Annotated in this window: 26 protein-coding genes and 1 tRNA gene; 3 read left to right on the top strand and 24 right to left on the bottom strand. The window is 44.1% G+C overall.

The genetic code is table 11. The annotated features are described in order from the left end of the window. Positions 1-5: 5 nt before the first annotated feature. The 11 genes from K401_RS0103760 to K401_RS0103810 form a co-directional block, all read right to left on the bottom strand. Positions 6-584, bottom strand: a complete 579-nt coding sequence (locus K401_RS0103760; protein WP_034619966.1) for an RNA polymerase sigma factor — start codon at positions 582-584, stop codon at positions 6-8. A 76-nt stretch (positions 585-660) separates the two neighbouring features. Next, the gene (locus tag K401_RS0103765; RefSeq protein ID WP_024291718.1) at positions 661-1,839 is read right to left on the bottom strand and encodes a cation diffusion facilitator family transporter; all 1,179 of its coding nucleotides are present in this window, start codon (positions 1,837-1,839) and stop codon (positions 661-663) included. Between the two features lie 48 nt (positions 1,840-1,887). Beyond that, positions 1,888-2,649, bottom strand: coding sequence for a tRNA pseudouridine(38-40) synthase TruA (gene truA / locus K401_RS0103770; protein WP_024291719.1), 762 nt, complete (start codon positions 2,647-2,649; stop codon positions 1,888-1,890). After that, positions 2,646-3,092 carry a VanZ family protein gene (locus K401_RS0103775; RefSeq protein WP_024291720.1) on the bottom strand — a complete coding sequence of 149 codons (447 nt, stop codon included), beginning with the start codon at positions 3,090-3,092 and terminating at the stop codon, positions 2,646-2,648. Before K401_RS0103775 ends, truA begins: the two co-directional genes overlap by 4 nt. Further along, a complete protein-coding gene (locus tag K401_RS0103780; RefSeq protein WP_024291721.1) occupies positions 3,089-4,264 on the bottom strand; it encodes an aminotransferase class I/II-fold pyridoxal phosphate-dependent enzyme in 1,176 nt (391 codons plus the stop codon). The genes K401_RS0103775 and K401_RS0103780 overlap by 4 nt, the downstream gene beginning before the upstream one ends. Positions 4,265-4,399: 135 nt before the next feature. Then, on the bottom strand, positions 4,400-5,011 hold the full coding sequence (locus K401_RS0103785) for a L,D-transpeptidase family protein (RefSeq protein WP_024291722.1): 612 nt from the start codon (positions 5,009-5,011) through the stop codon (positions 4,400-4,402). Between the two features lie 124 nt (positions 5,012-5,135). Then, positions 5,136-5,732: a cytidylate kinase-like family protein gene (locus K401_RS0103790; RefSeq protein WP_024291723.1), complete on the bottom strand. Its 597-nt coding sequence runs from the start codon at positions 5,730-5,732 to the stop codon at positions 5,136-5,138. A 258-nt stretch (positions 5,733-5,990) separates the two neighbouring features. Further along, a complete protein-coding gene (locus tag K401_RS0103795) occupies positions 5,991-6,467 on the bottom strand; it encodes an SAM-dependent methyltransferase (RefSeq protein WP_024291724.1) in 477 nt (158 codons plus the stop codon). A 117-nt stretch (positions 6,468-6,584) separates the two neighbouring features. Continuing rightward, positions 6,585-7,448, bottom strand: coding sequence for a protease modulator HflC (gene hflC / locus K401_RS0103800; RefSeq protein ID WP_024291725.1), 864 nt, complete (start codon positions 7,446-7,448; stop codon positions 6,585-6,587). Continuing rightward, positions 7,448-8,446 (bottom strand): FtsH protease activity modulator HflK, encoded by a 999-nt coding sequence (gene hflK, locus K401_RS0103805; protein ID WP_024291726.1) that lies wholly within the window; start codon positions 8,444-8,446, stop codon positions 7,448-7,450. Before hflK ends, hflC begins: the two co-directional genes overlap by 1 nt. Before the next feature lie 248 nt (positions 8,447-8,694). Further along, on the bottom strand, positions 8,695-9,510 hold the full coding sequence (locus K401_RS0103810; protein ID WP_024291727.1) for a MerR family transcriptional regulator: 816 nt from the start codon (positions 9,508-9,510) through the stop codon (positions 8,695-8,697). A gap of 265 nt (positions 9,511-9,775) precedes the next feature. Here K401_RS0103810 and K401_RS0103815 point away from each other — a divergent pair, with 265 nt between their 5' ends. From K401_RS0103815 to K401_RS0103825, 3 genes are read left to right on the top strand one after another with little or no spacing between them, the layout of a single operon-like run. After that, on the top strand, positions 9,776-10,432 hold the full coding sequence (locus K401_RS0103815) for a hypothetical protein (RefSeq protein WP_024291728.1): 657 nt from the start codon (positions 9,776-9,778) through the stop codon (positions 10,430-10,432). After that, positions 10,378-11,010, top strand: a complete 633-nt coding sequence (locus K401_RS0103820; protein ID WP_024291729.1) for an RNA polymerase sigma factor — start codon at positions 10,378-10,380, stop codon at positions 11,008-11,010. The genes K401_RS0103815 and K401_RS0103820 overlap by 55 nt, the downstream gene beginning before the upstream one ends. Then, the gene (locus K401_RS0103825; protein ID WP_024291730.1) at positions 11,000-11,620 is read left to right on the top strand and encodes a hypothetical protein; all 621 of its coding nucleotides are present in this window, start codon (positions 11,000-11,002) and stop codon (positions 11,618-11,620) included. The genes K401_RS0103820 and K401_RS0103825 overlap by 11 nt, the downstream gene beginning before the upstream one ends. Positions 11,621-11,997: 377 nt before the next feature. Here K401_RS0103825 and K401_RS0103835 read toward each other — a convergent pair whose 3' ends face one another. The 13 genes from K401_RS0103835 to K401_RS0103900 form a co-directional block, all read right to left on the bottom strand. After that, complete coding sequence (locus K401_RS0103835) at positions 11,998-13,125, bottom strand: ABC transporter substrate-binding protein (RefSeq protein ID WP_024291732.1); 1,128 nt, start codon at positions 13,123-13,125, stop codon at positions 11,998-12,000. Next, entirely contained in the window at positions 13,043-13,327 is a 285-nt protein-coding gene (locus K401_RS34175; RefSeq protein WP_367401696.1) for an AraC family ligand binding domain-containing protein, read from the bottom strand. Before K401_RS34175 ends, K401_RS0103835 begins: the two co-directional genes overlap by 83 nt. 143 nt (positions 13,328-13,470) lie before the next feature. Further along, positions 13,471-15,153: a GAF domain-containing protein gene (locus K401_RS0103845; protein ID WP_024291734.1), complete on the bottom strand. Its 1,683-nt coding sequence runs from the start codon at positions 15,151-15,153 to the stop codon at positions 13,471-13,473. Between the two features lie 94 nt (positions 15,154-15,247). Then, positions 15,248-15,733 (bottom strand): L-2-amino-thiazoline-4-carboxylic acid hydrolase, encoded by a 486-nt coding sequence (locus K401_RS0103850; protein ID WP_024291735.1) that lies wholly within the window; start codon positions 15,731-15,733, stop codon positions 15,248-15,250. Positions 15,734-15,745: 12 nt separating this feature from the next. Next, positions 15,746-16,396, bottom strand: a complete 651-nt coding sequence (dhaL, locus tag K401_RS0103855; protein ID WP_024291736.1) for a dihydroxyacetone kinase subunit DhaL — start codon at positions 16,394-16,396, stop codon at positions 15,746-15,748. An 11-nt stretch (positions 16,397-16,407) separates the two neighbouring features. Continuing rightward, entirely contained in the window at positions 16,408-17,394 is a 987-nt protein-coding gene (gene dhaK / locus K401_RS0103860; protein WP_024291737.1) for a dihydroxyacetone kinase subunit DhaK, read from the bottom strand. 10 nt (positions 17,395-17,404) lie between these two features. Continuing rightward, positions 17,405-18,112, bottom strand: coding sequence for an ABC transporter ATP-binding protein (locus K401_RS0103865; protein ID WP_024291738.1), 708 nt, complete (start codon positions 18,110-18,112; stop codon positions 17,405-17,407). After that, entirely contained in the window at positions 18,096-18,884 is a 789-nt protein-coding gene (locus tag K401_RS0103870) for an ABC transporter ATP-binding protein (protein ID WP_024291739.1), read from the bottom strand. The genes K401_RS0103865 and K401_RS0103870 overlap by 17 nt, the downstream gene beginning before the upstream one ends. Beyond that, a complete protein-coding gene (locus tag K401_RS0103875; RefSeq protein ID WP_024291740.1) occupies positions 18,877-19,926 on the bottom strand; it encodes a branched-chain amino acid ABC transporter permease in 1,050 nt (349 codons plus the stop codon). The genes K401_RS0103870 and K401_RS0103875 overlap by 8 nt, the downstream gene beginning before the upstream one ends. Positions 19,927-19,929: 3 nt before the next feature. After that, on the bottom strand, positions 19,930-20,805 hold the full coding sequence (locus K401_RS0103880) for a branched-chain amino acid ABC transporter permease (protein ID WP_024291741.1): 876 nt from the start codon (positions 20,803-20,805) through the stop codon (positions 19,930-19,932). 49 nt (positions 20,806-20,854) lie between these two features. Continuing rightward, positions 20,855-22,051 (bottom strand): ABC transporter substrate-binding protein, encoded by a 1,197-nt coding sequence (locus tag K401_RS0103885; protein WP_024291742.1) that lies wholly within the window; start codon positions 22,049-22,051, stop codon positions 20,855-20,857. Positions 22,052-22,089: 38 nt separating this feature from the next. Continuing rightward, on the bottom strand, positions 22,090-23,358 hold the full coding sequence (locus tag K401_RS0103890; RefSeq protein WP_024291743.1) for an L-cysteine desulfidase family protein: 1,269 nt from the start codon (positions 23,356-23,358) through the stop codon (positions 22,090-22,092). A gap of 816 nt (positions 23,359-24,174) precedes the next feature. Continuing rightward, positions 24,175-24,247, bottom strand: a tRNA-Gly gene (locus tag K401_RS0103900). Positions 24,248-24,278 lie beyond the last annotated feature (31 nt).

Raw genomic sequence — 24,278 nt, forward strand, 5'->3', positions numbered from 1 at the left:
AAAGCCTACTCCTCTCTCAAATAATTTTCCAATTTTTTCATTGCACGGTTATATCTGGAAAGGGCTGTAGCCAAAGGAATCTTAAGGCTGGCGGCAATCTCTCTGTGCTTCATGCCTCCTGAGGTATGAAGGAGAACGATCTCCCTCTCCTCTTCCTTAAGAATCTGCAAAGCGGCCAGAAGCACCATTTTATCTGCCGCCATTTCAATTTCTGAGCAGACTTCTCCCGTTTCTGCTCCGGTTAAATCCTCCAGCGTAACATCCGAATCATGTTTTTGTTCCCGAAATTTCATATAGCATAAATTCCGGGCAATGGTAAACATCCATGCCAAAGGCTTCCCCTGGGATTTATAGCCTGACGCAGAAGTCCAGATCTTAAGATAGACCTCCTGCATGATCTCCTCCGCATCCTGGGGGTGCCTTACAATGGACAGGATAAAGCTATACATTGTCCGGTCCGTATTCTGATATAGCTGCCGAAAGGCCTCCTGGTCTCCAACTGCAACTTTTCTAAGAAGCTCTTCGTCGCTCAAACGGCCGTAATCCTCAGGCCCGCCAAGGCTCATCAATCCCATAAATAGCATGGATCCGATTTCCTTTCTACTAAGTTAATGCGGAATACTGTCATCTTATTGCATAAACTGGAAAATTTTTATTACCTTATTTTTCCACCCCAAAACCGCTTTCCGCCGTTATGATCAGACAGCACCGTTTATCTATTTCAGTTACCTTTTTCGTGACTTCTTCCTTTAGACAATCTTTCTTGTTCTTGTCATATTCCCGTGGAACCACCAGATCGAAAATCAGGCTGATCTTGTTCTTTCCTTCCACCATACGTAAATCGTGGAAAGAAATCCTGGGATCTATTTTCTGGAGCACATTTTCCAGCATGCTGCCAAATTCCATGACCCTGGAATCCTTTGTTTCCACCGGATCCATATGGATCACAAGAAATATCCCAAATTTTCTTACTGCTTCTCTTTCAATGGCATCAATAATCTCATGGGATACTTCTATATTAACATCATTAGGCACCTCCGCATGAATGGATGCCATGCTTCTGGAAGGGCCGTAGTTATGAACAATTAAATCGTGGGTTCCTACGATCCCGTCATAGCTTTCTACAAATTCCGTGATCTCATCATATAACTTGGGATCAATGGGTTCTCCAATGAGCGGGGTAAGAGTATCTTTGGCAATCTTCACTCCTGCCCACATGACAATACAGGAAACCACAAGCCCTATGATCCCGTCAATATTAAGTCCCAATATTCCATAAACCAGGATGGACAGGATGGTGGCTGAAGTAGTGATCACATCTCCAAGGGAATCCGCTGCTGTGGCCTTCATGACAGTGGAATGGATCCTTTTTCCCAAAGTATTGTTAAAAAGCGCCATCCACAGCTTTATACAGACAGATAACAGTAAAATGGCCAAAGACACGGCCTTAAACGTCATCTCTTCCGGATGAATGATTTTTTCAATGGAGGTCTTTAAAAAAGAAAAGCCCACCTGAATGACCAAAAAGGCCACAATAAAAGCAGCAATGTACTCCACTCTTCCGTGTCCGAAGGGATGGTCTTCATCTGCCGGCTTTCCGGCCATTTTCACACCAACAAATCCCACAATGGAAGAAGCGGCATCAGAAAGGTTGTTAAAAGCATCTGCCATAACAGAGATACTGTTTACCAGCATTCCAATAAAAAGCTTGGAGACAAACAATATGACATTGCAGCAGATCCCCACAACACTGGCCATAAGTCCGTACCGGGTCCGCACCTGCGTATCTTCTGTATTTTTATAATCCTTTACAAATGTCCTAACCAAAAATTCTGTCATATAACTCCTTTACCATCTATTACTCCCGAAAAGGCAATACCCCGCAGCTTATTGTGGAGTATTTGACTCTTTATAGCGCACCTGTTCAAGAAAAAGCCCTTCCGGCGGCGCCGTAAACCCTGCTGCACTCCGGTCCTTTGCCTCCAGGATTTCCTTCAATTCTTCTGCCTTACGCTGCCCTAACCCCACCTCAATTAAGGTTCCAGTTAAGATCCTGACCATATTATATAAAAAGCCGTTTCCGGTATACCGTATCAGAACACGGCTTCCCTGCTGTTGGAATTCAATTCTGTTTAAAACTCTGACCGTAGATTTTTTCATCTTCCTGTTAGAGCAAAAGCTTTTAAAATCATGTTCTCCTATGAGCAAGGAGGCGGCCTGTTCCATGGCCTTTATATTAAGAGTCTTGGATAAGCCATAAATGTATTTTCTTTCAAACACCTGCTTTTTTGCGCCTGTCTCGATCCGGTAGAGATACGTTTTTTCCTGGGCATGAAGGCGGCTGTGAAAGCGTTCCTGTGCAAATTCCACCGTATTCACCCGAATGTCCTCGGGAAGGTACTGGTTTAGATATTCCTTTACTTCCTCCGGCTTCATTTTCACATCTGAGTAAAAATTTGCCACCTGGGCCAATGCATGCACCCCTGCGTCCGTCCGTCCCGACCCATGTACCTCCACTGCCTGTCCGGTCATCCGCTCTAAAACATGTTCCACTTTTCCCTGTATCGTTTGTTCTGTATTTCCCTGCTTCTGCCAGCCGTCATAGCGGCTTCCGTCATATTCCAGGACCATTCGATAATTTTTTATCATACTTTTCCCGACTTTCTTCTATATTGTAGCGATAAAGCGGCCAACAGTATTCCGAAAGCCACTCCCCCGCAATCCAGCCATACATCAGATATCTGTCCCGAACGCCCCTCTACCATCAACTGGATGGTCTCATCCACAAAGGGTACCATAAAACCTGCCGTAAAACGGATAAAATATCTTCTTTCTGCCGGAAATTCATAGGACTTTACGCATCCATACAGCAATATCCCCAATAAGGTGTATTCTGAAAAATGCCCTGCTTTGCGGATAATGTGCTCTGTCAGCCACCCGGCACTGATCCCCAGGGATACGAATGCTTCCTGAACCACCCGAAGCACCCAGCCGCTGTCAGCTGATGAGATTTCCGATGGTTTCATGGAATTGGAAAATATGAACAGGACATAAAGCAGGGTCACTACCGTCCATATTCTTTTCTTTTTCATGGCTGTTTCCTCAAAATTCCGCTTTTTTCCACCATTTCGGCGGCTTTCTTAAGCACTTCTTCATCCTGGACAAGGGCCAGTCTTGCATATCCCTCCCCAGAAGGCCCAAAAGCGCTGCCGGGAGTTACCAAAACCCCTGACTTTTCTGCCAGCTCCATGGCAAATGAGAAGGAGTCATCAAACCCTTTTGGTATCCTGGCCCACACAAACATGGTCGCCTCCGGTTTTTCCATCCTCCAGCCGATCCGGGTCATGCTGTCACAGAGAGCATTCCTGCGCCGTTCATAAGCGTGTCTGGTCTCCCGGACACAACTCTGGTCGCCAGTGATGGCTGCAATGGCCGCCTGTTGGATGGGAAGAAACATCCCGTAGTCCATATTGGATTTAAGGGTTTTTAATCTGCCGACAACCTCTCTGTTTCCCAAACAAAAACCGATCCTGGCACCTGCCAGTCCATAGGTTTTGGAAAGGGAATTAAATTCCACCCCCACCTCTTTTGCTCCGGGAAATTTGAGAAAGCTCCCGCATTCCCTGCCGTCAAAAACCAGCTCGCTGTAAGCATTGTCGTGAAGGACCAGAATATCATGCTCCCTGGCAAAGGCCACCAGTTCCTCATAAAAAGAATCCGGGGCAACGGCAGCAGTGGGATTGTTGGGATAAGAAACGATCATGAGCTTTGCCTTTTTTGCAACCTCTTCCGGAATGTCCTTAAAATCGATGAGATAACCGTTCTCCCGTTTCTGAGCCATGTAAAAAAGGCTGGCTCCTGCCAGCACAGGGCCGTCCGCAAACACCGGATAACAGGGGTCCGGAACAAGCACCACATCGCCTTCATCCACAACAGAAAGGGCAATATGGGCAAGTCCTTCCTGAGAACCCAGCAAAGAACAGATCTCAAGAGAGGGGTCTAAATCTACTCCATATCTTCTGTGATACCATTGGGCCGCAGCCTCTAAAAGCTCCTTTTGGTCCCGGATGGCATATACGTAATTTTTCGGATCAGCCGCCGCCCGGCACAATGCGTCTGTTATGTGCTTTGCCGGCGGAATATTCGGTGCGCCCACGCCTAAATCAATTACCGGTTCTCCCTTTTCTTCTTTCTGCCTCTTTATTTCCAGCAGTTTGGAAAAGATGCCTTCTCCAAAACGATTCATTCTCTCTGAAAAATGCATGGGTCTTCCTCACCTCTGTCTTCCGTAATTTATCATAATTTCGTCTATTATAGTACAACGGCCGTTATAATACAAGGACAGACATTGAAAAAATCCCCAAAAACGGCTTAAAACCGCATATTTGGGGAAATTTTCTTATGGTCCTATAGTAACCGGTACGCCTAAATTGCAGTAACTCCATAAAACATCCATGGTACTGTTGTCCACTGCCACACAGCCCTGGGTGGTTCCGTCAGGAACCCTGCAGCCATGAATCATTATGGCACCTCCAAGGGGCGTATCCCAAGGCGGCTGCCTTCCTTCTAAATTGGCTTTCACGATTTCATCTCTCTGGGCTTCTGTGATAATACCGTCAGCATATCCTCTTTCCGCATCTTTAATGGCCGGATAGGAAAGGCCCAATGCCAGATAAGCTACACTCTTATCATTTCTGGTGCATACATAGAACTCCCCGCTGGGTGTTCTCATATCGCCCTCTATCTTTTTATTTCCTTCCGACGAGGACGCGCCCAGAGAAACCGGATATTCCGCGATCAGGACTCCATTCTGCTTTAGAGAAAGCGTCTTTGTTCTCTTGCTCACATATATGGTCACATTATTCGTGGAACCGGAATTGCCTGCGGCAATGTTGGCACCCGGACCGGTTATGGGCTCTGCATACCCTGTAACATTGGAAGACGCCGCCAATGCAATGACAAGAACGGCTGCAATAAGACCTTTATATCCTTTTCCTGCCCATTTCATCATTTCCTAACACTCCTTTTTTTGTTACATTATACCATCCATTTTGGAAGCTATCGTTTACAATATTCTTACATTTCCTTCCAAAATTTTCCATTTTATGATTTGAACGCAATTCGCTTTACTGTATTTAAACGAAGCATTGTAAATAAGCCATGGAAGCATTTAGGCAGCCTTCCACCCCTACCAGGCTGCTTTCCAGACAAAGGTGGTAATTCTGAGCCTTCCCCCATTCGCATCCCGTGTAATACTGGTAGTAATCCTTTCGCTTATTATCTATTTCCCGGATCCTTTCCTCCATCAATTCAGGACTTACGCCTGTTTCAAGAGAATTTATCCGTTTAATCCTGTTTTCCATCTTGGCATATACAAACAAATTAATGCTGTTTTCAAGAACCCTGTCCGCACAGCGTCCCACAATGATACAAGGTCCCTGGTCCGCCAGCTTCCGTATCACACGGGACTGAGCCAGAAAAATCTGGTCTGACATGGAAACCTCGTACACCATAGAAAAGGGAGAATAAAACTTCTGTTCCGAAGGCTCCTGCTGGATTGTGACATGTTCGTCATAATGCAAAACTGCCTCCTCCGCCAAATCAATCTCTTCCGCTGACAAAGAAATCAGTTCCTTATCATAGAATGGAAGCTCCAGCCTTTCAGCCAGCTTCATGCCCAGCTCTCGTCCTCCGCTTCCAAACTCCCGGCTAATTGTAATCACCTTATCCAACATATGCTCCTCCTTATCTTCTGCTGAGTAATTTTTGCTACCCATCATAGTTTCTGTATAGCAGGATATCTACAAGGCTGCCAAATGGGCTTTAAATTTCCTGGTTATCTTGATATATCTGCATTTTACCACATTCTTAAATGCCTGTATACAACAAATCCGTCCCGCTTATTCATAGTTGGAGGCAAATTCTGGAAAAGTCTTGACCTTCCTGTGCCAAAGAGAGTTTGTTTTTTTATTGATTACTGCCGAAATGCCTTAAAAATTAAATTCATTTTCCCAATTAAATTCTCCTGATTCCTCTAAACTTTCAGGCCAATGGCAGCACCAATCCGGCACGCCGGGCTTTTCAACTCTGTCAAGGCTTGGTGTGTACGGCTTTATATCAAGCACAGGGGTTCCGTCATTGGCATCAATATAAGCAATCTGAATGATGCCTTTTGAGAAGTCGGTATAAAGGACCTGTGCCGCAGTTAACGCAATAGGATTGGGGCGAACCGGTGACCTGGTGGCAAATACTCCCATGACAGACGGAGCTTTTTTATAAGGCTGGGGCGTTTCCAGAGTACTTCTTGCTTCCCCGCTGCTAAAATCACTGAACCACCAGATCACATTGATATGGCTGAATCCGTCCAGTGCCTGCAGCCCGGGAATAAACTTTGGTTCCAGTTCAATAAACATTCCTTCATGGTTCACGTTGATTTTGCCGATAGGGCTTACCTTAAAATTCTGCATAATTCATACCTCCATATTATTATTAATTCACCTGCAAATCCAGTGTAGACCCTCACACCATGTGAGAGTCAATAATAAAAAGGTATCTTCCGCACTCTCAAGCCCCTGAAGATTTCGTTAATTTCCAGACAAAATTCTTGCAAGTTCACTGTCTTTATTCAAAATAATTGTCTTATTGGTACCCTTTAATGAAGCCTTTAAAGCATCCAGTGAGCGGACGTAGTTGTAAAAATCCGCTTTGGACTCATCATTATATGCGTTGCTAAGAATCTGCATATACTGTGCTTCTCCTTCTGCCTTAATCATTTCTGCTTCTGCTTCCGCCTTTGCTACAGTCTCTTTTGTTGTTTTATCCGTTTCGTTATGGATCAGAGAAGACTGATAATCCCCGTCTGCTGTATACTGAGCTGCAATATTATTCCTTTCAGAGATCATACGTTGGTATACAGACTCTTTATTGGAATCTGGCAGATCCAGCTTTTTTGTTTCTACAGCAAGGATGTGAATTCCATAAGAGTCCATGGAAGTTCCTATATTGTTTGTAATTGCATTTGCAAGTTCTCCGGCCCTGCCTGAAATAATATCTTCCTGACTGGTTGCAGACATAACCGTTTTAATGGAATTATATACAACATTGTCAAGCCTTACCTCGGCCTTTTCAATGCTTGCATTTAACGAAGATAAATATTTAACCGGATCTGTGATTTCCCAGATCACGAAGGAGTCAACATTCATCACTTTTTTATCCCTGGTCGTAACATCACTGGGAATGAGATCATAGATCATTTTTTTTCTTGGAATCCTCTGTGTACTTTGAACAAAAGGAGTTTTAAAAGACAGACCGGCGGTATTCTCCACACGCATAACCTTACCAAACTGCTTGATTAATGTGTATTCGTCTGCCTTTGTGACAACAAGGGAATTGAAACCTATAAATAGTAAAAGCAGAATAATAACTGCATATTTTATTTTTTTAACCATTATTCTTCTTCTCCTTTCTCACTGCTCACAAAGGGTTCTAAGGGAAGGACTTTTTGTGTTTCATCTGATCCGTCGATAATAACCTTCAAAGAAGGCAGAATATTTTCCATGGTCTCGTAAAACATTCTCTTTTTTGTAATCAATGGGTACTTTATATATTCCTCGTACATATCGTTAAATCTTGATACCTGACCTTCTGCTTCACTAATTCTTTGCTGCTTGTAGGCTTCCGCATCCTTTTTTGCTTTATCTGCTCTGGCATTTGCTGCCGGGAGCTGCTCGGACTGATATTTTTTTGCTTCGTTGATCTTCGTATCCATACTCTGCTTTGCATCTTCCACTGCCTTAAATGCATTGCTGACTTCCTTTGTAGGCGGTTCTGAGTCCTGTATGGTTACGTTATTAATACCGATGCCAATATCTTCTTTTTCCAACCGTTCAGAAAGAAGCTGTTTTACTTTTGCTTGTATTTCAGCTTTTCCCGTGGTGATCACCTCATCTACATTATAGATACCAACGGTATCTCTGATATAAGACTGGGAAAGATTTTTTAAGATATCCACAGCATTGTCACGGTAAATATACGCTCTGACCGGATCAACCACCTGATATTCTATATAGAAGTCAACATTAACAAAATTAAAATCTTTTGTGATCATTTCGGATTCACTGATGGTTGATTGATTTTCTTCGTCATAGCCGATCCTCATGCCTTTGATTTCTTTTGACATCTTGTAAACTGTCTGTATAAATGGAATCTTAAAATGAGGTCCCGTCTTTGTCACGCTGACAGGGGTACCAAAGGTACATACTACAGCAACCTTATCCTCGGTCAACGTATAAAAGCTGTTGGAAAATAAGAAAGCAGCCAGTACCACTCCTATCATAAGGTATATGCCTCTTAAAATCATCTTTATCTGCTTTTTTCTTGGAAGTTTTTCGAAATTTTCCGGTTTTCGATTGCTCGAATCCTCTTGGCCTCCAAATCTTTTATCCATACATTTCTCCTTTCTTTCTGACGGCAGCTTTTTATCTTAGGGATACTTGTAACAATGGCTTTTCTTTACTATTTTATTTCTGCCTGCTTTCCTGGTCTGACTTCATGTACAAAGCCATGGCGAATCTTCATTCGCTCTTTTGTCATGCAAATCTTTATTTCACCTTCTATTATACACTATTTTGGGCTTTTATGGAACTTCTTATAAAGTAAAAAGCGTCCTGCAAACTCCCCAGAACGCTTGTCAGCTCATATTTTCTCCAATGGTATTTGAATTTCAGTCAGATAGTTGTCAGGACAGCCCTCATTCCAGGGGCCGCGATGGACAATCTGCCTGCTCTGTCCCCTCATTTTGTATTGGTTATGGGCCTGCAGCCAGCCTGCAAAAGCAAGATATGCACCCTTTATGTTATGAAAAGGCCCATATACCATAGTACATGCCATGATTGGAACAGGTTCTGTATTTCTATAGGTAAAACCGCACATATCCTTTCCCATGCGGGTTACGGGAGCGCATATTTCAATATCAACGTCCCTTTCCTTATAATCTGTGTCATGATAAACTGCAAAGGTATTGGTTGAAACCGGAATATTATTTTCCTCTGCAAAGGACGACATTTCCTGCCACAGCCTGCCCTCGGCATAATAATCCGGAACGACCCGCCTTAAAGAAAACACCTGACAGCTGGGTATTGATTTAATGGTAACATTATAATGGATCCCGATCTTTTCCTGTAAAATATCTCTTTTTGCCAGTTCAATTTTAGACAGCCTGTCCAACTCAGCTTTTATCGCCTCCTCAATCTCCAGCCGTTTATTGTCAAGCCGGTTTGCTATAAATTCATCATCCCAATGATCAAGGGCATCCGTGATCTCAGAAACAGAAAATCCTAAATCCCGTAAGAATATGATTTTATTCAAAACAGGAATTTGTTCTATGGAATAGAGCCTGTAGCTTGTAAATTTGTCTGTTTCCGCTGGCTTTAACAGCCCGGTTTCATCGTAATATCTTAACATTCGGATGGATACCTGAGTCAATTTGGAAAACTCCCCTATTTTAAACATACACATCACCTCTATATTGATTGATTATATCGTAAGCAGGTTTAAACTGCAAATATTATGCATTCTTCCTTTCTCTTATAACATACAATGCAGCAATCTTTTTCAATTCCCTTGATTTACGGATATCTCTCCATGGATTTCCCAAAAAGTCGTGATTTTTTTCATGCAACATTATCCTGTTCCAGTCTGTATATATTACAGCCGCATAAAAAGCGGTTACTACACAGGCCCTGACAAGCCATGAAAACAGAAAGGAAGAATCATTATGAAAAAACTTATTGCAATTACACTCTGCGCCGTCACGGCATTATCCTTTTGTGCCTGCGCAAACAATACTCCCGCAAAGGATAACGCCTGGCAGACAGGCGGTCAGTCTGCCAAAGACAATAACCTGCAAATTCCCAATCCTTTTATAGACTGTAAGACCATTGCAGAAGCCGGGAAAATTGCCGGTTTCACCCCAAGGATTCCTTCCAGCATTCCCGCCGACTATTCCCTGGATAAAATCCAGGCAGTAAAGGGCGGAATGGTGCAGCTCATTTATACAAAAGGTGAAAATGAGATAACCTTTCGCCAGAGAAAAGGCAGTGAAGATATCAGCGGTGATTACAACGAATACGATGAAAGCAACACTATGATTGTAGGCAGCCTGGCAGTATCAACCAAAGGCAGTGACGGAAAGGTAAATGTTGCCACCTGGATTGAAGGTCCATACACCTTTGCTGTTTCTGTAAATCCCGGGGGAGAAGGTCTTGACAATCAGGAAATCAGCGATATGATTAGCAGTGTAAAAGCAGAGGGTGACATTGACGAACAGGCAGCGGTCTTCGATAAATATCACCAAATCCCTATCCAAGGAGGGACTGTATGTTTGAAATATATATGCTGCCAAACAGGCTGTGGGAATGTTTCAGTTTTTTAAAAAAGCTTATGAATTTGCTGCTGTGCTTTGTCCTTTACGGAGAGGCACCGGAAAGCAGGAAAAAAGCAGCATCCAGGGAGAAGGCACTGCCTTCTGCGCAGATCAGCCAGCAAGCCGGGCGAATCATGACCGACTATGGGAACAACGTTCTGCGCCTGGCATACTCTTATCTGCATAATATGAGTGATGCAGAGGATGTATTGCAGGATACACTCATACAATTTATCAAAAAACAGCCCAGGTTTGAGACGGTTAACCACGAAAAGGCATGGGTTCTGCGTGTCGCAATAAATATCAGCAAAAATAAAATCACCTATAATAAGATCCGGAAAACCGATGAACTAAGCGATACTTTAGCGGCAAATGAGACGGAGGATCTGAGTTTTGTGTGGGATGCAGTGAAGCTGCTGCCATCAAAATACAGAGAAGTTGTTCATCTTTTTTATTACGAGGGATATTCTACAGCTCAAATAGCTTCGCTGTTGTCAAAGAAGGAAGCAACGGTTCGTTCCTTGCTCCTGAGGGCCAGAATAAAGCTTAAAGAGGTACTGAAGGAGGTGTACGATTTTGAAGAATAGGTATGGCAAAGTGATGAATCACATTGAAGTCACCACGGATATGCGTGATCGGATCTTAAACAATATTAACAGGCTTGATTTGAATCAAATTCCAGATAAAATCATGCCTTTTCCCAATTACAAAAAGTACCTTTCCATTGCCGCTTGTTTCGTCATACTATTGGTTGGTTCTTTTCTCGTTCAAAACAGGATCAATTGGACCAGGGAACCTACACAGCAGGCAATACCGGATATTGTGGAATACCATTCTGCCAACGAGCTGTCAAAAGCCGTTGGATTTACCGTAAAGGAAATACAGAATATTCCCTTTGAAGTGGAGACAGTACAATATACCGCTTACTGGAAAGAGCTGGCTGAAATACGATCCATTGGCCGGAACAATACCCTTGTGTTCAGAATGGCTGCCCGAAGTGAGGATGTCAGCGGAGATTATTCCGTATACACCGATATAAAAAACGTAACGGTCAATGGCACCCTTTTCACATTGAAAGGGGATGCCAGTAAGTATAAAATTGCGGTTTGGCAGGCTGAAGGGTATTCCTACTCCGTGCAGTTTACTGAGGCGGTTTCTGAACAGGAAATGATCATCACCTTACAAAATGTGGAATAACCGGCACGGCTGGCATGGATACGGTCAGGGCTTTGCTGTTATTCCTTCTTTTCGAATAAAATATGTTATGTGTCAATACACTCTTTCTCAAATGTCACACTTGCTTGATATCTCCGGAATAAGGTTGTAGGAAATGCAGGTGGGACGTCCGGTGCGGGGTTCCTTCACAATTTCTGCGTTAATGCGGAAGGTATCCCGCAAAACCTCCGGTGTCATAACCTGCTCCGGCGTCCCGTATCTGATAATAGCTCCGCAGCGGACAGCGATCATAAAATCGGCAAAACGGGCAGCCAGGCTCTAAGTAATAGCCGGCCTTATCACTCATCGGACCCTTTTCGTTGGCTTGCCTCCATCTTTTATAATAGCTTTATTGGGTCTCATTCTGCTGCCATCAAACGCTGAATCTCTTCTAAGGACCATTTTACAGACAACACATCACCAGACGATAAACGAGAGCCAAGCACATACACATGTCCATTTTGGACTGCACGTAATTGCTTCCATACAGAATTTTCAAATATTGCCTGAATATATTCGTCGTCCTCATCGGTTACCTTTGTGACAAATATGTAATCCGGGTCATACTCCGGCAGGACTTCCAGGGATAGCTGCATGGATTTGGTTAATTCAGAAATATCTTTTGACGGTACACTCAGTCCAAGATATTCATAGACCACAGGAAAGGTGCTGACAGGATAGGTATACATGTTTTTCTGAGTAAACTGAATAACCATGGCTGTTTCGCCGTTATTCACAACACTTGCCAGTGTTTCATTAATTGCTTTTAAATTGAATTCAAACTCTTCCAGCCAAGCCTCCGCCTCATATGATCTGCCCACAACATCTCCCATCATCCTTAAATTATTCAGTGCATCTCCAAAAAATGGGCCTACCACTGTGGGAGCAATTTTTTCCAATGCAGCCAAAGTTTCATCTGCCGTCACCTTTTGTGGTGTAATAATCAGATCCGGATCAAGTTCCACAATCTTTTCCAGATTAAGGCTTCCAACGGCGCCGATTGATTCAATGTTCTTTTTTTGCTCATTGTCCAGATATTGAAGCCAGCCATCTGATACCGCCACGGGGGTTATTCCCAGTGCAATTAACTCTCCGGCCATATTTACCGCAACAATTCGTTCCGGCTGAACCGGTATATCCACAGTTCTGCCTGCCAGATCAATATATGTTTTTGTATCTGTAATTTGTGTATTCCGGGATCTTAAATCAGAAGATGAACTGCTTCTATCTTCTTGTGTCACGGCAGGCGTATTGCCGGGGGATTGTTTCCCGCAGCCAGACAGTATAACAGTCAGCATCATAAGGGTAAGCAGTGCAGCAGCCTGCTTTAACCTGCAGGTCTGTTGGTAACCTGCCGGACCCATATCAGAAAATTTGCGGAATAAATAGTACAGTCTGCTTTCTTTAATGCCAAAGAGTCTGGCAATGGAACGTACATCCAGGTCCTGAATGCAGTGCGCCTCTATGTAAGCAGTCAGGCCCTCCATGAAAAACCGAATTATTTCCTGCGACTCCCTTTGCTTCATTAAACTGCATCTTTCCGTTTCCGGCCACGGTGAATATCAGGCCATAATGACCTTCCGTCGTTGGTCCGGCGTAATGAGTCCCCGGTTCGTGGCTTATATGCAGTACATCATGAACCTTAACAGAGGAATGATTATAAAAATCTAAAATTTTTTGTATACTCATCGTTTTTTACCTCAAAGAATTAAAGGGATGTCAACATATTTCTCAATACCCATGAAGGCCGCAGCAAGTTAGTTTACGCTAACCAAGTGCATCATACCATAGTTTCAATCAATAGACAAGAAAAAAGGGAAACAATAGTAAGTTCACTCCACACCATACTCTTTTATCTTCCGGTATAAGGTGGAACGGGAAATCCCAAGCACATCTGCAATATCTGTTTTGGAATATCCCCTGTCAAGCATTGCCTTTATCCGTTCTCTCGCAGTTTCTCCAAGCCCGCAAAACACCTCATCTTTCTGCCTGAGCAGATTCTTTTCCTTCAGTTCCTCAACACTCACTCTCCCGGAACACTCCCCGGCGATCCGTTCAAGAATGAGTTCCATATTATGCTTCCCTATTTCCGAATAATGGTTCCTGAAATATGTTATAACTTCTCCTGACAGTTCAACCGTTCTGTTATTATAGAGACTCTTATAATAAACCAGCCCTGAATTCACATAGTACCGGAACTTCACCAAATCCATTTCCATTCCTTCCACTGTGATTTTATGTAAAACCATAAGGCGATATAATTCCGGGGAAAACAGCTTTTGTTCCACCAAAGGCTCCAGCTCCCTGTCAGTACAGAACAGAAACCTTACATTGGAACGGATCAGCTTGTTATGGGATTTAAACTTGCCTGTTTTTATGAAATCTGACAGATAATTCTGAATGTAGATCGGCATGTTTTCCGGCTGTACAATGACTATGGTACAGTTATCGGCATTTTTTAAGAGACCGTATTCATCCATCATATATATTTCAAATAAATCCCTGTATAAATTATCCGCATAAACCACATACAGATCATGGAGATTTCTTTCCGAAGTATTAAATACTGCTTTGGCAAGAAGGAGATTCAGCTCGTTATCAGAACTCTGGATCAGAATATGGTGATCCGTTTTAGCCAGCGTCCTGGCCCGATCCAGTTCCTGCCTTGAAAAATATTTTTTAAGCCATTCCAAAGTCACAAGAGAGCCTTGTTCGGAAATGTTGATCCTTTTCACAAAATCACTTTGAGGCCTGAAATAAAACAAGGTACTGAATTCCGTATCACTTAAGTATATCTTCTTACTGGATACCACTCCATGAAATAAATAATCCTTCATCTCAAAGATCAGCCTTTCATTGCTGATATCTTCATAAGACTGAAAATAATCCTCTATTAATTGAAACGGAAACAGCTCCTTCATGTTTCTGCCGGTCAATCCTCTGTCAAAATGAATGATATCGCAAAAACGCTGGTTTACATGAATGATATTTCCGTAATAGTCCGTATAAATGACCGCCTCAAACATCTTATCCATAATAGCTTCTATTTCTTTCAGGCGGTTTTGAAGTCCAATTGTTTTTGTCTCATTTTCAATTTTTCCGGACAGAAGTTCGGCAAAATTTTCTAAAAACGAGACAGTAGAATCCAGGCTTTCAAACAGGAATTTCGCCCTGTGCCTGGTTAAAATTAAAGCAAGCGCACCCACAACCTGGTTTTCAACCCTTATGGGCACCCCTACAAAACTGCTCATCTTGCACTCCCTGAACTGATCGCACCGGCGGCAGCCGGGCAGGCGGGACTTGTCTTCCACGATCACATTTCTGTTTTCCAAAAGGATGGTGGAAATAATGGTACCGATTTTTATATCCGTATAAAGATTTAAATATTTAAAGGCGCTGCCCACAATTTTCATATTTGTATCGATAATAAGAATGTCTGTGTCCAATGTATCCGAAATGATCCTTGCAAAATGATTGGTATAGCTTTCGATTAATCCTAACAGGCTTTTTTCCATCTCCCACACCCCACAATATCCGTTTTTTAAACGCCAAACAGGGATGCTGCATTGATACAACAACCCTTTTGGTCCGGAAAGTAAATCCGTTTCTTTATTCCTGGTTCTTTTTAAAGGTCACTTCACAGATGAAATCCCCTTTTGCAATGGTTTTTCCAAGGTGGAAGTTAAAGTCCTTAAACTGGGAGCATATCCCCCTGTCCCCATCCATGGCGATTTCGCACATTTCAGCGATCAGTTCCTCATCATCCGTTAGCTTTCTCCATGCAGCCACCAGCGGACAGTAGTGGAATGTAATATCCAGCTGTTCATCGGTACATTCCGTATCCATCTGAAAGATATTTCTTACATTGTCACTGATGAATTCCTTTTCAAAAACCTTTAAGTCACTGGTCTGGGTATATTTGTTCTCTCCATGGAAGCATCCGCATTTTCTAATGGCTTCGTGGGCAAAGTCACTGTCAAGGCCTCTCTTTTTCGCTTCCATAAACATGTAGTAGAACCATGTGGCTCTGTGCTCGATCCCATCCCTCAAATCCTTGATGTGCTGACCTCTGTCTTCCGGTATGTTGCTGTACATCACTGTACCTCCTTAAATATTGATTTTTTCTTTTATGCAATTCATTAACGTGCCGATCTGATAAGACATGGTAACGGCTCCCGGGTCCAGATGTCCCAGGCCTTTGTTGGCCTGATAGGTGGCCCTGCCTCTTACTGCCTCCATGTTCTTTGTGTTCTCGGCTCCGTCAATAGCTGCCCGTTTCACCATTTCGCAGATTTCCAGCTCGCCTTTCCCTTCAGAAATCCCTTTCTTATATGCATTTACCGCCGGAGAAAGGCTGTCTATCATGGTTTTAAAGCCTTCCTTTGCCTGTCCCCTGGACATGATCGCTTCCAGCATAGCCTCCAGCATGTCGCATACTCCCTGGCAGTCCAGGACCTCCCTTCCCTTAAGTGCCTTGGCTGCCCCAAGATATGCGGAGCCGTAAAGCACACCGGAGGATCCCCCGATCACGGCCATCATGATCTTACCGATCTCCTTTAATTCATCACTGATGGACATTTCCCCCAGCTCATCAGCTTTTTCGACCAGCTTTTCAAAGCCCATGTTAATGTTTGACCAGTGGTCGCCGTCGCCGGTAGCCAGATCCAGTTCAGTCACATATTCTCCATTTTCATGGATCAGGTCATATGCTTTTTTTATGTACTCTGCGTAGTCCTTACCTGTTAATTCAAATCCCATATTCCACCGCCTTATTTGATTTTCAGAGCCGGAGTATCGCAGGGTGTGTCAAGCAGCTCCTTTAGCTCGTCATCCAGTTTCATGAGCGTCAGGGAACAGCCGGTCATGTCAAGGGCCGTCATATAATTCCCCACAAATGTCTTATAAGCGCTGATCTTCTTTTCTTCCAACAGCTTCTGGATTTCCATGTTCAGGATATAAAGCTCCATAAGAGGGGTCCCGCCTAAGCCGTTTACCAGCACCGCCACTTCGCTGCCCGTATAATCATAATCTTCAAGAATCTTCTCAAGAAGAATTTCAGAGGTCTCCTTTGCTGTTTTAATCCTGGTTCTTTCCACTCCCGGCTCTCCGTGGATGCCCATTCCGATCTCAATTTCATCTTCTTTCAAAATAAATCCAGGCTTTCCCACTGCAGGAAGAATACACGGACTCATGGCCATGCCCATACTTCTTATATTGGAAATGGCTTTCTCAGCCGCCGCCTTTACTTCCTGTAAGCTTCCTCCAAGCTCCGCCCTTGCTCCAGCAATTTTATGTACGAATACAGTACCCGCGATCCCTCTTCTTCCGGTGGAGTAGGTGCTGTCGGGAACAGCCACATCATCCTTAACAACTACGCTATCCACTTCTATATCCTCTGCTTCTGCAAGGTCGGAGGCAAGACCGAAGTTCATAATATCCCCGGAATAATTTTTTATGATCAGAAGGACTCCTTTCCCGGAATCCATCTGATTGATGGCCTCACCGATCCGGTCCGGGCTTGGTGAGGAAAATACATTCCCGGATACAGCCGCATCCAGCATGCCTTTTCCTACATATCCTGCATGAGCCGGCTCATGTCCGGCACCGCCTCCTGATATGACAGCCACCTTATCTGCCTTTTCCCTGCGGGAAACCACTTCATAGCCCGGCGTATACCGAAGCTCCGGATGGGCAAGCTCCATTCCCCGCAATGCCTCTGCCACTACATCCATCGGTTTGTTTATTATCTTTTTCATGTTACCTCCTTTATCCTAAGCCCAAATACGCTTTTTTAATTCTTGGATCAGACGCAATCTCCTTTGCATTCCCTGACATGGTGACCTTCCCATTTTCCAGCACATACGCCCTGTGGGAAGCGCTCAAAGCCATGTTGGCGTTCTGTTCAATGAGAAGAATGGTCACGCCCTGCTTATTTATCTCTTTGATCAGATCAAAAATCAGCAGTACAAAGTTGGGAGCAAGTCCCAGGGAAGGCTCATCTAACAAAAGCAGTTCCGGGTTGCACATCAAGGCTCTTCCAATGGCAAGCATCTGCTGCTCCCCTCCGGAAAGAGTTCCTGCCGTCTGTTTAATCCGCTCCTTCAGCCTGGGGAATATCTCATAGACCCGTTCATAACTGTCGGTTATTTTACTTTTATCCTTTACTGTGTAGGCGCCAAGGCGGAGATTTTCTTCCACCGTAAGCGCCGGAAATACTTCTCTGCCTTCCGGAGAAATGCTGATCCCCAGCTTTGTCATGAAATAGGGCGGACTGTTGGTAATTTCCTTTCCCATAAACTCAACCCGTCCCCGGGAAGACCTGGTGATTCCCACAATCGTATTTAACAGGGTGGATTTCCCGGCTCCATTGCTTCCGATGAGAGATACGACTTCCCCTTTGTCTATCTCCATATCAACACCCTTGAGCGCATGTATGGGACCGTAATAAGTATTTAAATCAGTTATCTTCAGCATCCTTATGTACACCTCCCAAATAAGCCTCAATTACCCGTTCATTGTTTGCAATTTCCATCGGAAGCCCCTGGGCAATGGGTTTGCCGTGGTCGATCACGTAGATCCTGTCAGAAATATTCATCACTACGCTCATATCATGTTCAATCAGCAATACGGTGTATCCCTTTTGTTTCAGAGAGCGGATAAACAGCATCAGCTCCTCAGATTCCCTGGGATTCATGCCTGCCGCCGGCTCATCCAGCAAAAGCAGCCTGGCGCCGGTGGCAATGGCTCTTGCGATTTCCAGTTTTCTCTGGTCTCCATAGGGTAAATTGGATGCATAATCATCCTTTCTGCCTTCCAGGCCTATGGACCGTAAAAGCTCTATGGCCTCAAGTACCTTTTCATCCTCCTCTTCCCGGTATCTGGCCGTACGGAATGTGGAGTCAAAAAAGCTGTATGAGGTTTTTATGTGGGCTCCAATCAATACATTTTCTATCACACGCATGTCCTGAAACAGGCGGATATTCTGGAAGGTCCGGGACATTCCCGCCATCACGATATGCTTTGGCTTTTTATTCTGTATCTCATCTCCATCAAATACAATTGTTCCTTCATCCACCGGGTACACACCTGTCAGCATGTTGAATACCGTTGTCTTTCCGGCGCCGTTAGGCCCGATGATGGAAACCACTTCCCCTTTATTTACCTCAAAGCTCACTTCTTCCACCGCAACGATACCGCCAAACCGCTTCGTAATTCCCTTTACGGATAAATATCCATTTTCAGCCATTGGTTCCCGCCTCCTCTGTATCCGCTGTCTTAAGCTTTTCCAATACCTTCTTTGATAATTTATAAGGAAGCTGGGATTTCCACCCAAGGATTCCCTGAGGCCGGAAGCGCATCATGACAACCAGGATCACGCCGTATAAAACGAACCGGTAAACCATTAGGAACCGGGACACCTCCGGAAGCGCGATAAGAATGGCTGCCCCAAGAAACATTCCTCTGATGGTTCCCATACCTCCCAGAATCACAATGGAAAGAATCAGAGTTGATACGTCAAAATTAAAGGTATTGGGATCCACATATCCGATGAGCGTCGCATACAGCGCTCCTGCCGCAGCACAGATACATGCCGATAATACAAAAGCCAGGATTTTATAGTAGGTGGTGTTGATTCCCATCATAATGCTGGCCAGCTCGTCCCCCTTGATCGCCTGAAGCGCCCTGCCGGTTTTGGACTTAATGAGAACAAGACAGAAAACCGTACAGATGATCAGTATGACCATGACCAGATAATACAGCCCATGATTTGCTATGGTGAGCTTCACGCCAAATATGGCGGGTTTGGGAATATTCTTTACTCCAAGGGTCCCATTGGTAACGGCTGACCAGTTCATGGCAATCATTTTAATAATTTCCCCAAACCCCAGGGTAACAATAGAAAGGTAGGTTCCTGTCAGGCGAAGGGTGGGAAGCCCCAGAAGGATTCCTACCAGTCCCGCGGTCACCATGCCAAGCAGCATGGACGGAAAAAAACTCCAGCCCAGCTTTACCGCGCATAAAGAAGCCGTATATGCCCCGATGGCAACAAATCCCGCATGTCCCAGAGAAACCAGGCCGGTGTAACCGGTCAGAATGTTAAGACCAAGACCAAACATGGCATATACCGCCATTTTTACAATCACAGTCAGGAAATACTGATTGTTCACTCCCTTTGGAAGCAAGCACAAAAATACCGCCAGCAGGATCAAAAGTATTTTCTGATATTTTCTCACAAAGCTTTCTAACTGAAATAAAAAGCTGTGTTTTTCAATTGTTGTATTTGTCATATTTTATACCTTCGTGATCCCTTTCTTTCCGAACAAACCATTGGGCCTTACGATCAGAACAATAATCAATATGATAAATGCCATGGAATCCCGATAAGTGGATCCCAGAACGGTGGCAGCCATTGATTCCGACACTCCAACTATCAGACCTCCTATAATCGCCCCCGGAAGGCTTCCGATCCCTCCAAGCACCGCTGCCGCAAATGCCTTTAATCCTGCCATAAATCCCATATTGGGGTAGACGATCTGGTAATAGCTTCCAACCAGGGAGCCTGCAATCGCAGCTGATATGCCGCTTAAGAAGAAAGTAAATGAAATTACAAAATTTACATTGATGCCCATTAGATTGGCAGCCTTGGGATTCTGCTCTGCCGCCCTCATTGCCAGGCCGATTTTTGTATAAAATACAATGCCAACCAAAACCAGCATCAGGATCAGGGAAACCGCACACATCCCGATCTGGGTAGAGGAAATGACAATTTTTCCAATCTGCAGGGTCCCGAAGTCAAACAGGGCAGGAAATGCTCTTTTTTCACTTCCGAAAATTGCAATGAGAAGGTTAGTCACAATGTTGGAAATTCCAATGGTCGTAATCAATGAGGCAATGGGAATGGATTTCTTCTTTCTGAGAGGTTCCAGAGCAAGCTTGTCAATTGCCACACCCAGAACCCCTGTCAGCACCATGCTGGCAATGAGCCCTGGAATGATTCCGAACCGGAGTCCAATGAAAATCATTGCCATCTGAGCGCCAAATGCATAGACAGAACCATGGGAAAAGTTGACCAGTCTGAGAATTCCGAATACCAATGAATATCCGACTGCAATGAGAGCATATCCCATTCCCAGTGCCAGTCCGTTAAATATCTGTTGTGCAATCATATATTCACCTTTCTGCGGGAACAGCAAATCACCATTCCCGCCGCTTAAACTAGTTCATCTTCACAAATTTCCCGTCCTTGATCGTAACCTTGTTAAACTGCTTGTCAACATCTCCCTGCTCGTCGAACTTGGTATCGCCGGTAACGCCCTTATAGGTGATTTCATTAAGCTTGCCCCTTACTGCTTCAGAATCCGTGGTACCAGCCTCTTTTATGGCTGTGAGAAGGATTCCCACAGAGTCATAGGCCTGGGAAGTAAGAGCAGACGGTGCGCTGCCATAGGCTTGTGTGAACTTATCAACATAAGCCTTTACATCCGGGTCATCAGATTCCGAGAAGAAAATAACCGGGAAACAGACTCCCTCTACGGCTTCCCCGCCCAGCTGGATCAGCTGCTGGCTGTAAGCATTGGAAAATCCCACGATGGCAATATCAGGATTAATGTTCTTATACTGCTTCGCAACCGGAGCCACCAGATTATACATGCCGCAGCAGATCACCACATCTGCTCCTGCCTCGTTCAGCTTGGTGATTGCCGGTGTATAGTCATCAGACCCTTCCATTACTTCTTCATGGGCGACTACTTTTACATTAGGATCATTTAGGTCTGCAATCAGGTCCTTGATGATACCTGATGTATTGGTTCCCCAGTCTGTCATAATAGAAATAATGCCGATATTTTTCTTTCCAAGGTCATGGACGGCTATATCAACAGAAGCTGCTCCTTCCTTGGATATGATGGTATTATTTCTGAAGATATAGTTTCCTATTTTGGAATAATCCGGGTGGGAAGCTGACGGAGAAATCTCAATGATTTTATTTTCCTCGTAAATGGGAGCCGCCGTCATACAGACTCCGGAAGAAAAGTGTCCGATAACACCGCTGATATCACCGTCGGAAACAATCTTCTGGGCAATGGTCGTCGCCTCTTCGGAAGTATTTTTATCATCATAGGGGACGATTTCAATTTTCTTTCCCAGAACTCCCCCCTGCTCATTCCACTGGTCAGCCATAAGCTTCGCCGCATTGGTAAAACCGATTCCATATTCGGAATTATCCCCTGTCATAGGCGCTGCCACTGCAATCTTTATGGCCTCTTCCCCTTCCTGAGCCTTTACTCCTCCTGATTGTGCATCAGAAGTATTCTGGGTTCCCCCAGCACTCTGCCCACTTCCCTGGTTGCAGCCAGCCAACACACCTGCCAACATCATCATAGCCAATGAATACCTGATAAACCCCTTTTTCATAACTGAAACTACCTTCCTTTCTCTTATCTGAGTTGTTTTTATGAACCCTGAACCATAATGTTAAGGATTACCTCATCCGTTTCTTTCATCCCATCCTTAGCCAGTGTAACGACCCCATCCACTGTCTTTTGAACGTTCTCTTTTACAATTCCTTCTCCCGGAAGAAAAACATGTCCGTTCATGGATAAATAGCTGGCCATAATTGCCGCGTCCACACTGGAAGCGATCTTGGCCGCACAGGAAGCACTCGCTCCATCACATACGATTCCTGAAGTATTTGCCAGAGTATTGATAATCGTATGCTCGATCTGTTCCCTTGCTCCTCCCATTAAATAGGTGATCCCGGCCCCTGCTCCCGCTGCCGCACTGACCGCTCCGCAATAAGCCGATAATCTGCCCATACGGTATTTCTGATAAATAGCAATCAGGTTGCTGAGCACCAGCGCGCGATATAGCTCTTCTTCACTGCTTCTGAGCGTTTTCGCATATTCTATGACCGGAAGAGATACCGTCATTCCCTGATTCCCACTGCCGGAGTTAATGACTACCGGTAATTCACAACCATTCATACGGGCATCAGACCCGGCAGCTGCCACTGCCTTTGCTCTGATCTTCACGTCATCTCCATACACTTCAAGAAGTGTCTTTCCAATCTGGGCTCCGTAACAATTGGAAAGCCCGTCACGTGCTATATTGGTATTGCACTCAATCTGTTCCTCTATCAGCCTCCTTATTTTTTGAATGTTGACCTGTTCTGTAAATTCAAATATGGAATCCATATCCAAACAGCTGTAATCTGCCTGCTCTTCCTCAACTGCAAGCATCTCTTCAAAAAGAACCTGCCCGTTTTTCTCAATTCTGATAATACCTAGATGGGTCCGCAGCAGCTCCACCCTGACCTGGTCCTTTTCCTGTCTCATAGTGACAACAATATGCAGCTTTTCCCTTGTATCCAGAATTTCCACCTGGCACTTCTTTTCCTGAAGCATCAGCTTCGCCATCTGCAAATCTTGTTCTGTTACCGTTGTCAGGACTTCCAGCCCTTTGTCCGGATTCCCTCCCACTGCCCCCACAGCGGCTGCGGCCTCAATTCCCCTCATACCGCCGGTCATGGGAACCACGACTGCTTTTGCATTTTTAATGATATTTCCGCTGCAGGATATTATAATTTTTTCAGGGACAGCCCCCAGATGCTTTTTTGCTGTTGCACTTGCATATGCAATTGCTATGGGCTCGGTACAGCCCAGTGCTTTTACCAACTCAGTTTCTAAAATGTGAATCAGCTGCTTCTCTGTTACTTTCTGCATGTTCCTCCTATCTACTGTGCCGCCAGCAAACAGTTGATATTTCATTTTTAATGGTCTGATTTTGTTTCGCTTTTATGGTTAAAGTATATCATTTGACCTTACACATTGCAATTCATTTTTGTGTAATTTAACTAATTTTTGATATTTTCAGCGCTTTTATTGGTTATTTTATACATTTCTTTTGTTTATTTTATTAGTTTTCAATAGATATCTGCACTAAAATGTGTCATTTTGACACACTTATTTTTATTAAGTATGAATAGGAAAAGGTGCCGATCATTGAATGACGCAGTGAAGGAATAACAGATTTTGAGTTGATACAAACTTTCTAATTGGCTGAAGAATGTATGGTTTTTATATAAGAGCCATACAGCCTGTGAAAGGAAGGACTTGCTTTTGAAGCATGTAGAAGCAATGAAAATATTGTTGAGGAATAAGAGGAAAAAATATAGAAGAAAGCAGCAAAACTTTTCCCGGAAACTGGGAATCTATTTTGTATTCAATCAGATTTTCGGAAAGGCAGAAAGGAATGATTAATAAATATATTTTGTTAGTCTGGCAGATGAGACCAACGGTCAGTCAGCCTGATCACCCGTACTAAGGGCAACTCCTCTCAAGTATCCTACGACCACGCCGGATAAGGACCAAACTGTCTCAAGTGAAGTGAAGGCCTGTTCATGCACAATCCAAGACCTCATCCCAAAGGCTCTTAGAATTTCTTTAACTGGCTGCAAGTAATCAAACGTCTACAGGAAATCAAACATAAAAAAATAGCGGAAACCTTAGTAAAACAAGGCTTTCGCTACAAATAAAAAAAGCGCGAGACGGGACTCGAACCCGCGACCCCGACCTTGGCAAGGTCGTACTCCACCAACTGAGCCACTCGCGCTTATCTCTTTTTAACTTTTCTCTTTTGAGGC

This window comes from Lacrimispora indolis DSM 755 (genome assembly GCF_000526995.1).
GTDB lineage: Bacteria > Bacillota > Clostridia > Lachnospirales > Lachnospiraceae > Lacrimispora > Lacrimispora indolis.

What these genes read in the sequence shown, in the direction of transcription:
- K401_RS0103760 (WP_034619966.1), bottom strand. Translation starts at nt 584, where the DNA reads ATGCTATTTATGGGATTGATGAGCCTTGGCGGGCCTGAGGATTACGGC.
- K401_RS0103765 (WP_024291718.1), bottom strand. Translation starts at nt 1,839, where the DNA reads ATGACAGAATTTTTGGTTAGGACATTTGTAAAGGATTATAAAAATACA.
- truA (WP_024291719.1), bottom strand. Translation starts at nt 2,649, where the DNA reads ATGATAAAAAATTATCGAATGGTCCTGGAATATGACGGAAGCCGCTAT.
- K401_RS0103775 (WP_024291720.1), bottom strand. Translation starts at nt 3,092, where the DNA reads ATGAAAAAGAAAAGAATATGGACGGTAGTGACCCTGCTTTATGTCCTG.
- K401_RS0103780 (WP_024291721.1), bottom strand. Translation starts at nt 4,264, where the DNA reads ATGCATTTTTCAGAGAGAATGAATCGTTTTGGAGAAGGCATCTTTTCC.
- K401_RS0103785 (WP_024291722.1), bottom strand. Translation starts at nt 5,011, where the DNA reads ATGATGAAATGGGCAGGAAAAGGATATAAAGGTCTTATTGCAGCCGTT.
- K401_RS0103795 (WP_024291724.1), bottom strand. Translation starts at nt 6,467, where the DNA reads ATGCAGAATTTTAAGGTAAGCCCTATCGGCAAAATCAACGTGAACCAT.
- hflC (WP_024291725.1), bottom strand. Translation starts at nt 7,448, where the DNA reads ATGGTTAAAAAAATAAAATATGCAGTTATTATTCTGCTTTTACTATTT.
- hflK (WP_024291726.1), bottom strand. Translation starts at nt 8,446, where the DNA reads ATGGATAAAAGATTTGGAGGCCAAGAGGATTCGAGCAATCGAAAACCG.
- K401_RS0103810 (WP_024291727.1), bottom strand. Translation starts at nt 9,510, where the DNA reads ATGTTTAAAATAGGGGAGTTTTCCAAATTGACTCAGGTATCCATCCGA.
- K401_RS0103815 (WP_024291728.1), top strand. Translation starts at nt 9,776, where the DNA reads ATGAAAAAACTTATTGCAATTACACTCTGCGCCGTCACGGCATTATCC.
- K401_RS0103820 (WP_024291729.1), top strand. Translation starts at nt 10,378, where the DNA reads ATGTTTGAAATATATATGCTGCCAAACAGGCTGTGGGAATGTTTCAGT.
- K401_RS0103835 (WP_024291732.1), bottom strand. Translation starts at nt 13,125, where the DNA reads ATGGAGGGCCTGACTGCTTACATAGAGGCGCACTGCATTCAGGACCTG.
- K401_RS34175 (WP_367401696.1), bottom strand. Translation starts at nt 13,327, where the DNA reads ATGAGTATACAAAAAATTTTAGATTTTTATAATCATTCCTCTGTTAAG.
- K401_RS0103845 (WP_024291734.1), bottom strand. Translation starts at nt 15,153, where the DNA reads ATGGAAAAAAGCCTGTTAGGATTAATCGAAAGCTATACCAATCATTTT.
- K401_RS0103850 (WP_024291735.1), bottom strand. Translation starts at nt 15,733, where the DNA reads ATGTACAGCAACATACCGGAAGACAGAGGTCAGCACATCAAGGATTTG.
- dhaL (WP_024291736.1), bottom strand. Translation starts at nt 16,396, where the DNA reads ATGGGATTTGAATTAACAGGTAAGGACTACGCAGAGTACATAAAAAAA.
- dhaK (WP_024291737.1), bottom strand. Translation starts at nt 17,394, where the DNA reads ATGAAAAAGATAATAAACAAACCGATGGATGTAGTGGCAGAGGCATTG.
- K401_RS0103865 (WP_024291738.1), bottom strand. Translation starts at nt 18,112, where the DNA reads ATGCTGAAGATAACTGATTTAAATACTTATTACGGTCCCATACATGCG.
- K401_RS0103870 (WP_024291739.1), bottom strand. Translation starts at nt 18,884, where the DNA reads ATGGCTGAAAATGGATATTTATCCGTAAAGGGAATTACGAAGCGGTTT.
- K401_RS0103875 (WP_024291740.1), bottom strand. Translation starts at nt 19,926, where the DNA reads ATGACAAATACAACAATTGAAAAACACAGCTTTTTATTTCAGTTAGAA.
- K401_RS0103880 (WP_024291741.1), bottom strand. Translation starts at nt 20,805, where the DNA reads ATGATTGCACAACAGATATTTAACGGACTGGCACTGGGAATGGGATAT.
- K401_RS0103885 (WP_024291742.1), bottom strand. Translation starts at nt 22,051, where the DNA reads ATGAAAAAGGGGTTTATCAGGTATTCATTGGCTATGATGATGTTGGCA.
- K401_RS0103890 (WP_024291743.1), bottom strand. Translation starts at nt 23,358, where the DNA reads ATGCAGAAAGTAACAGAGAAGCAGCTGATTCACATTTTAGAAACTGAG.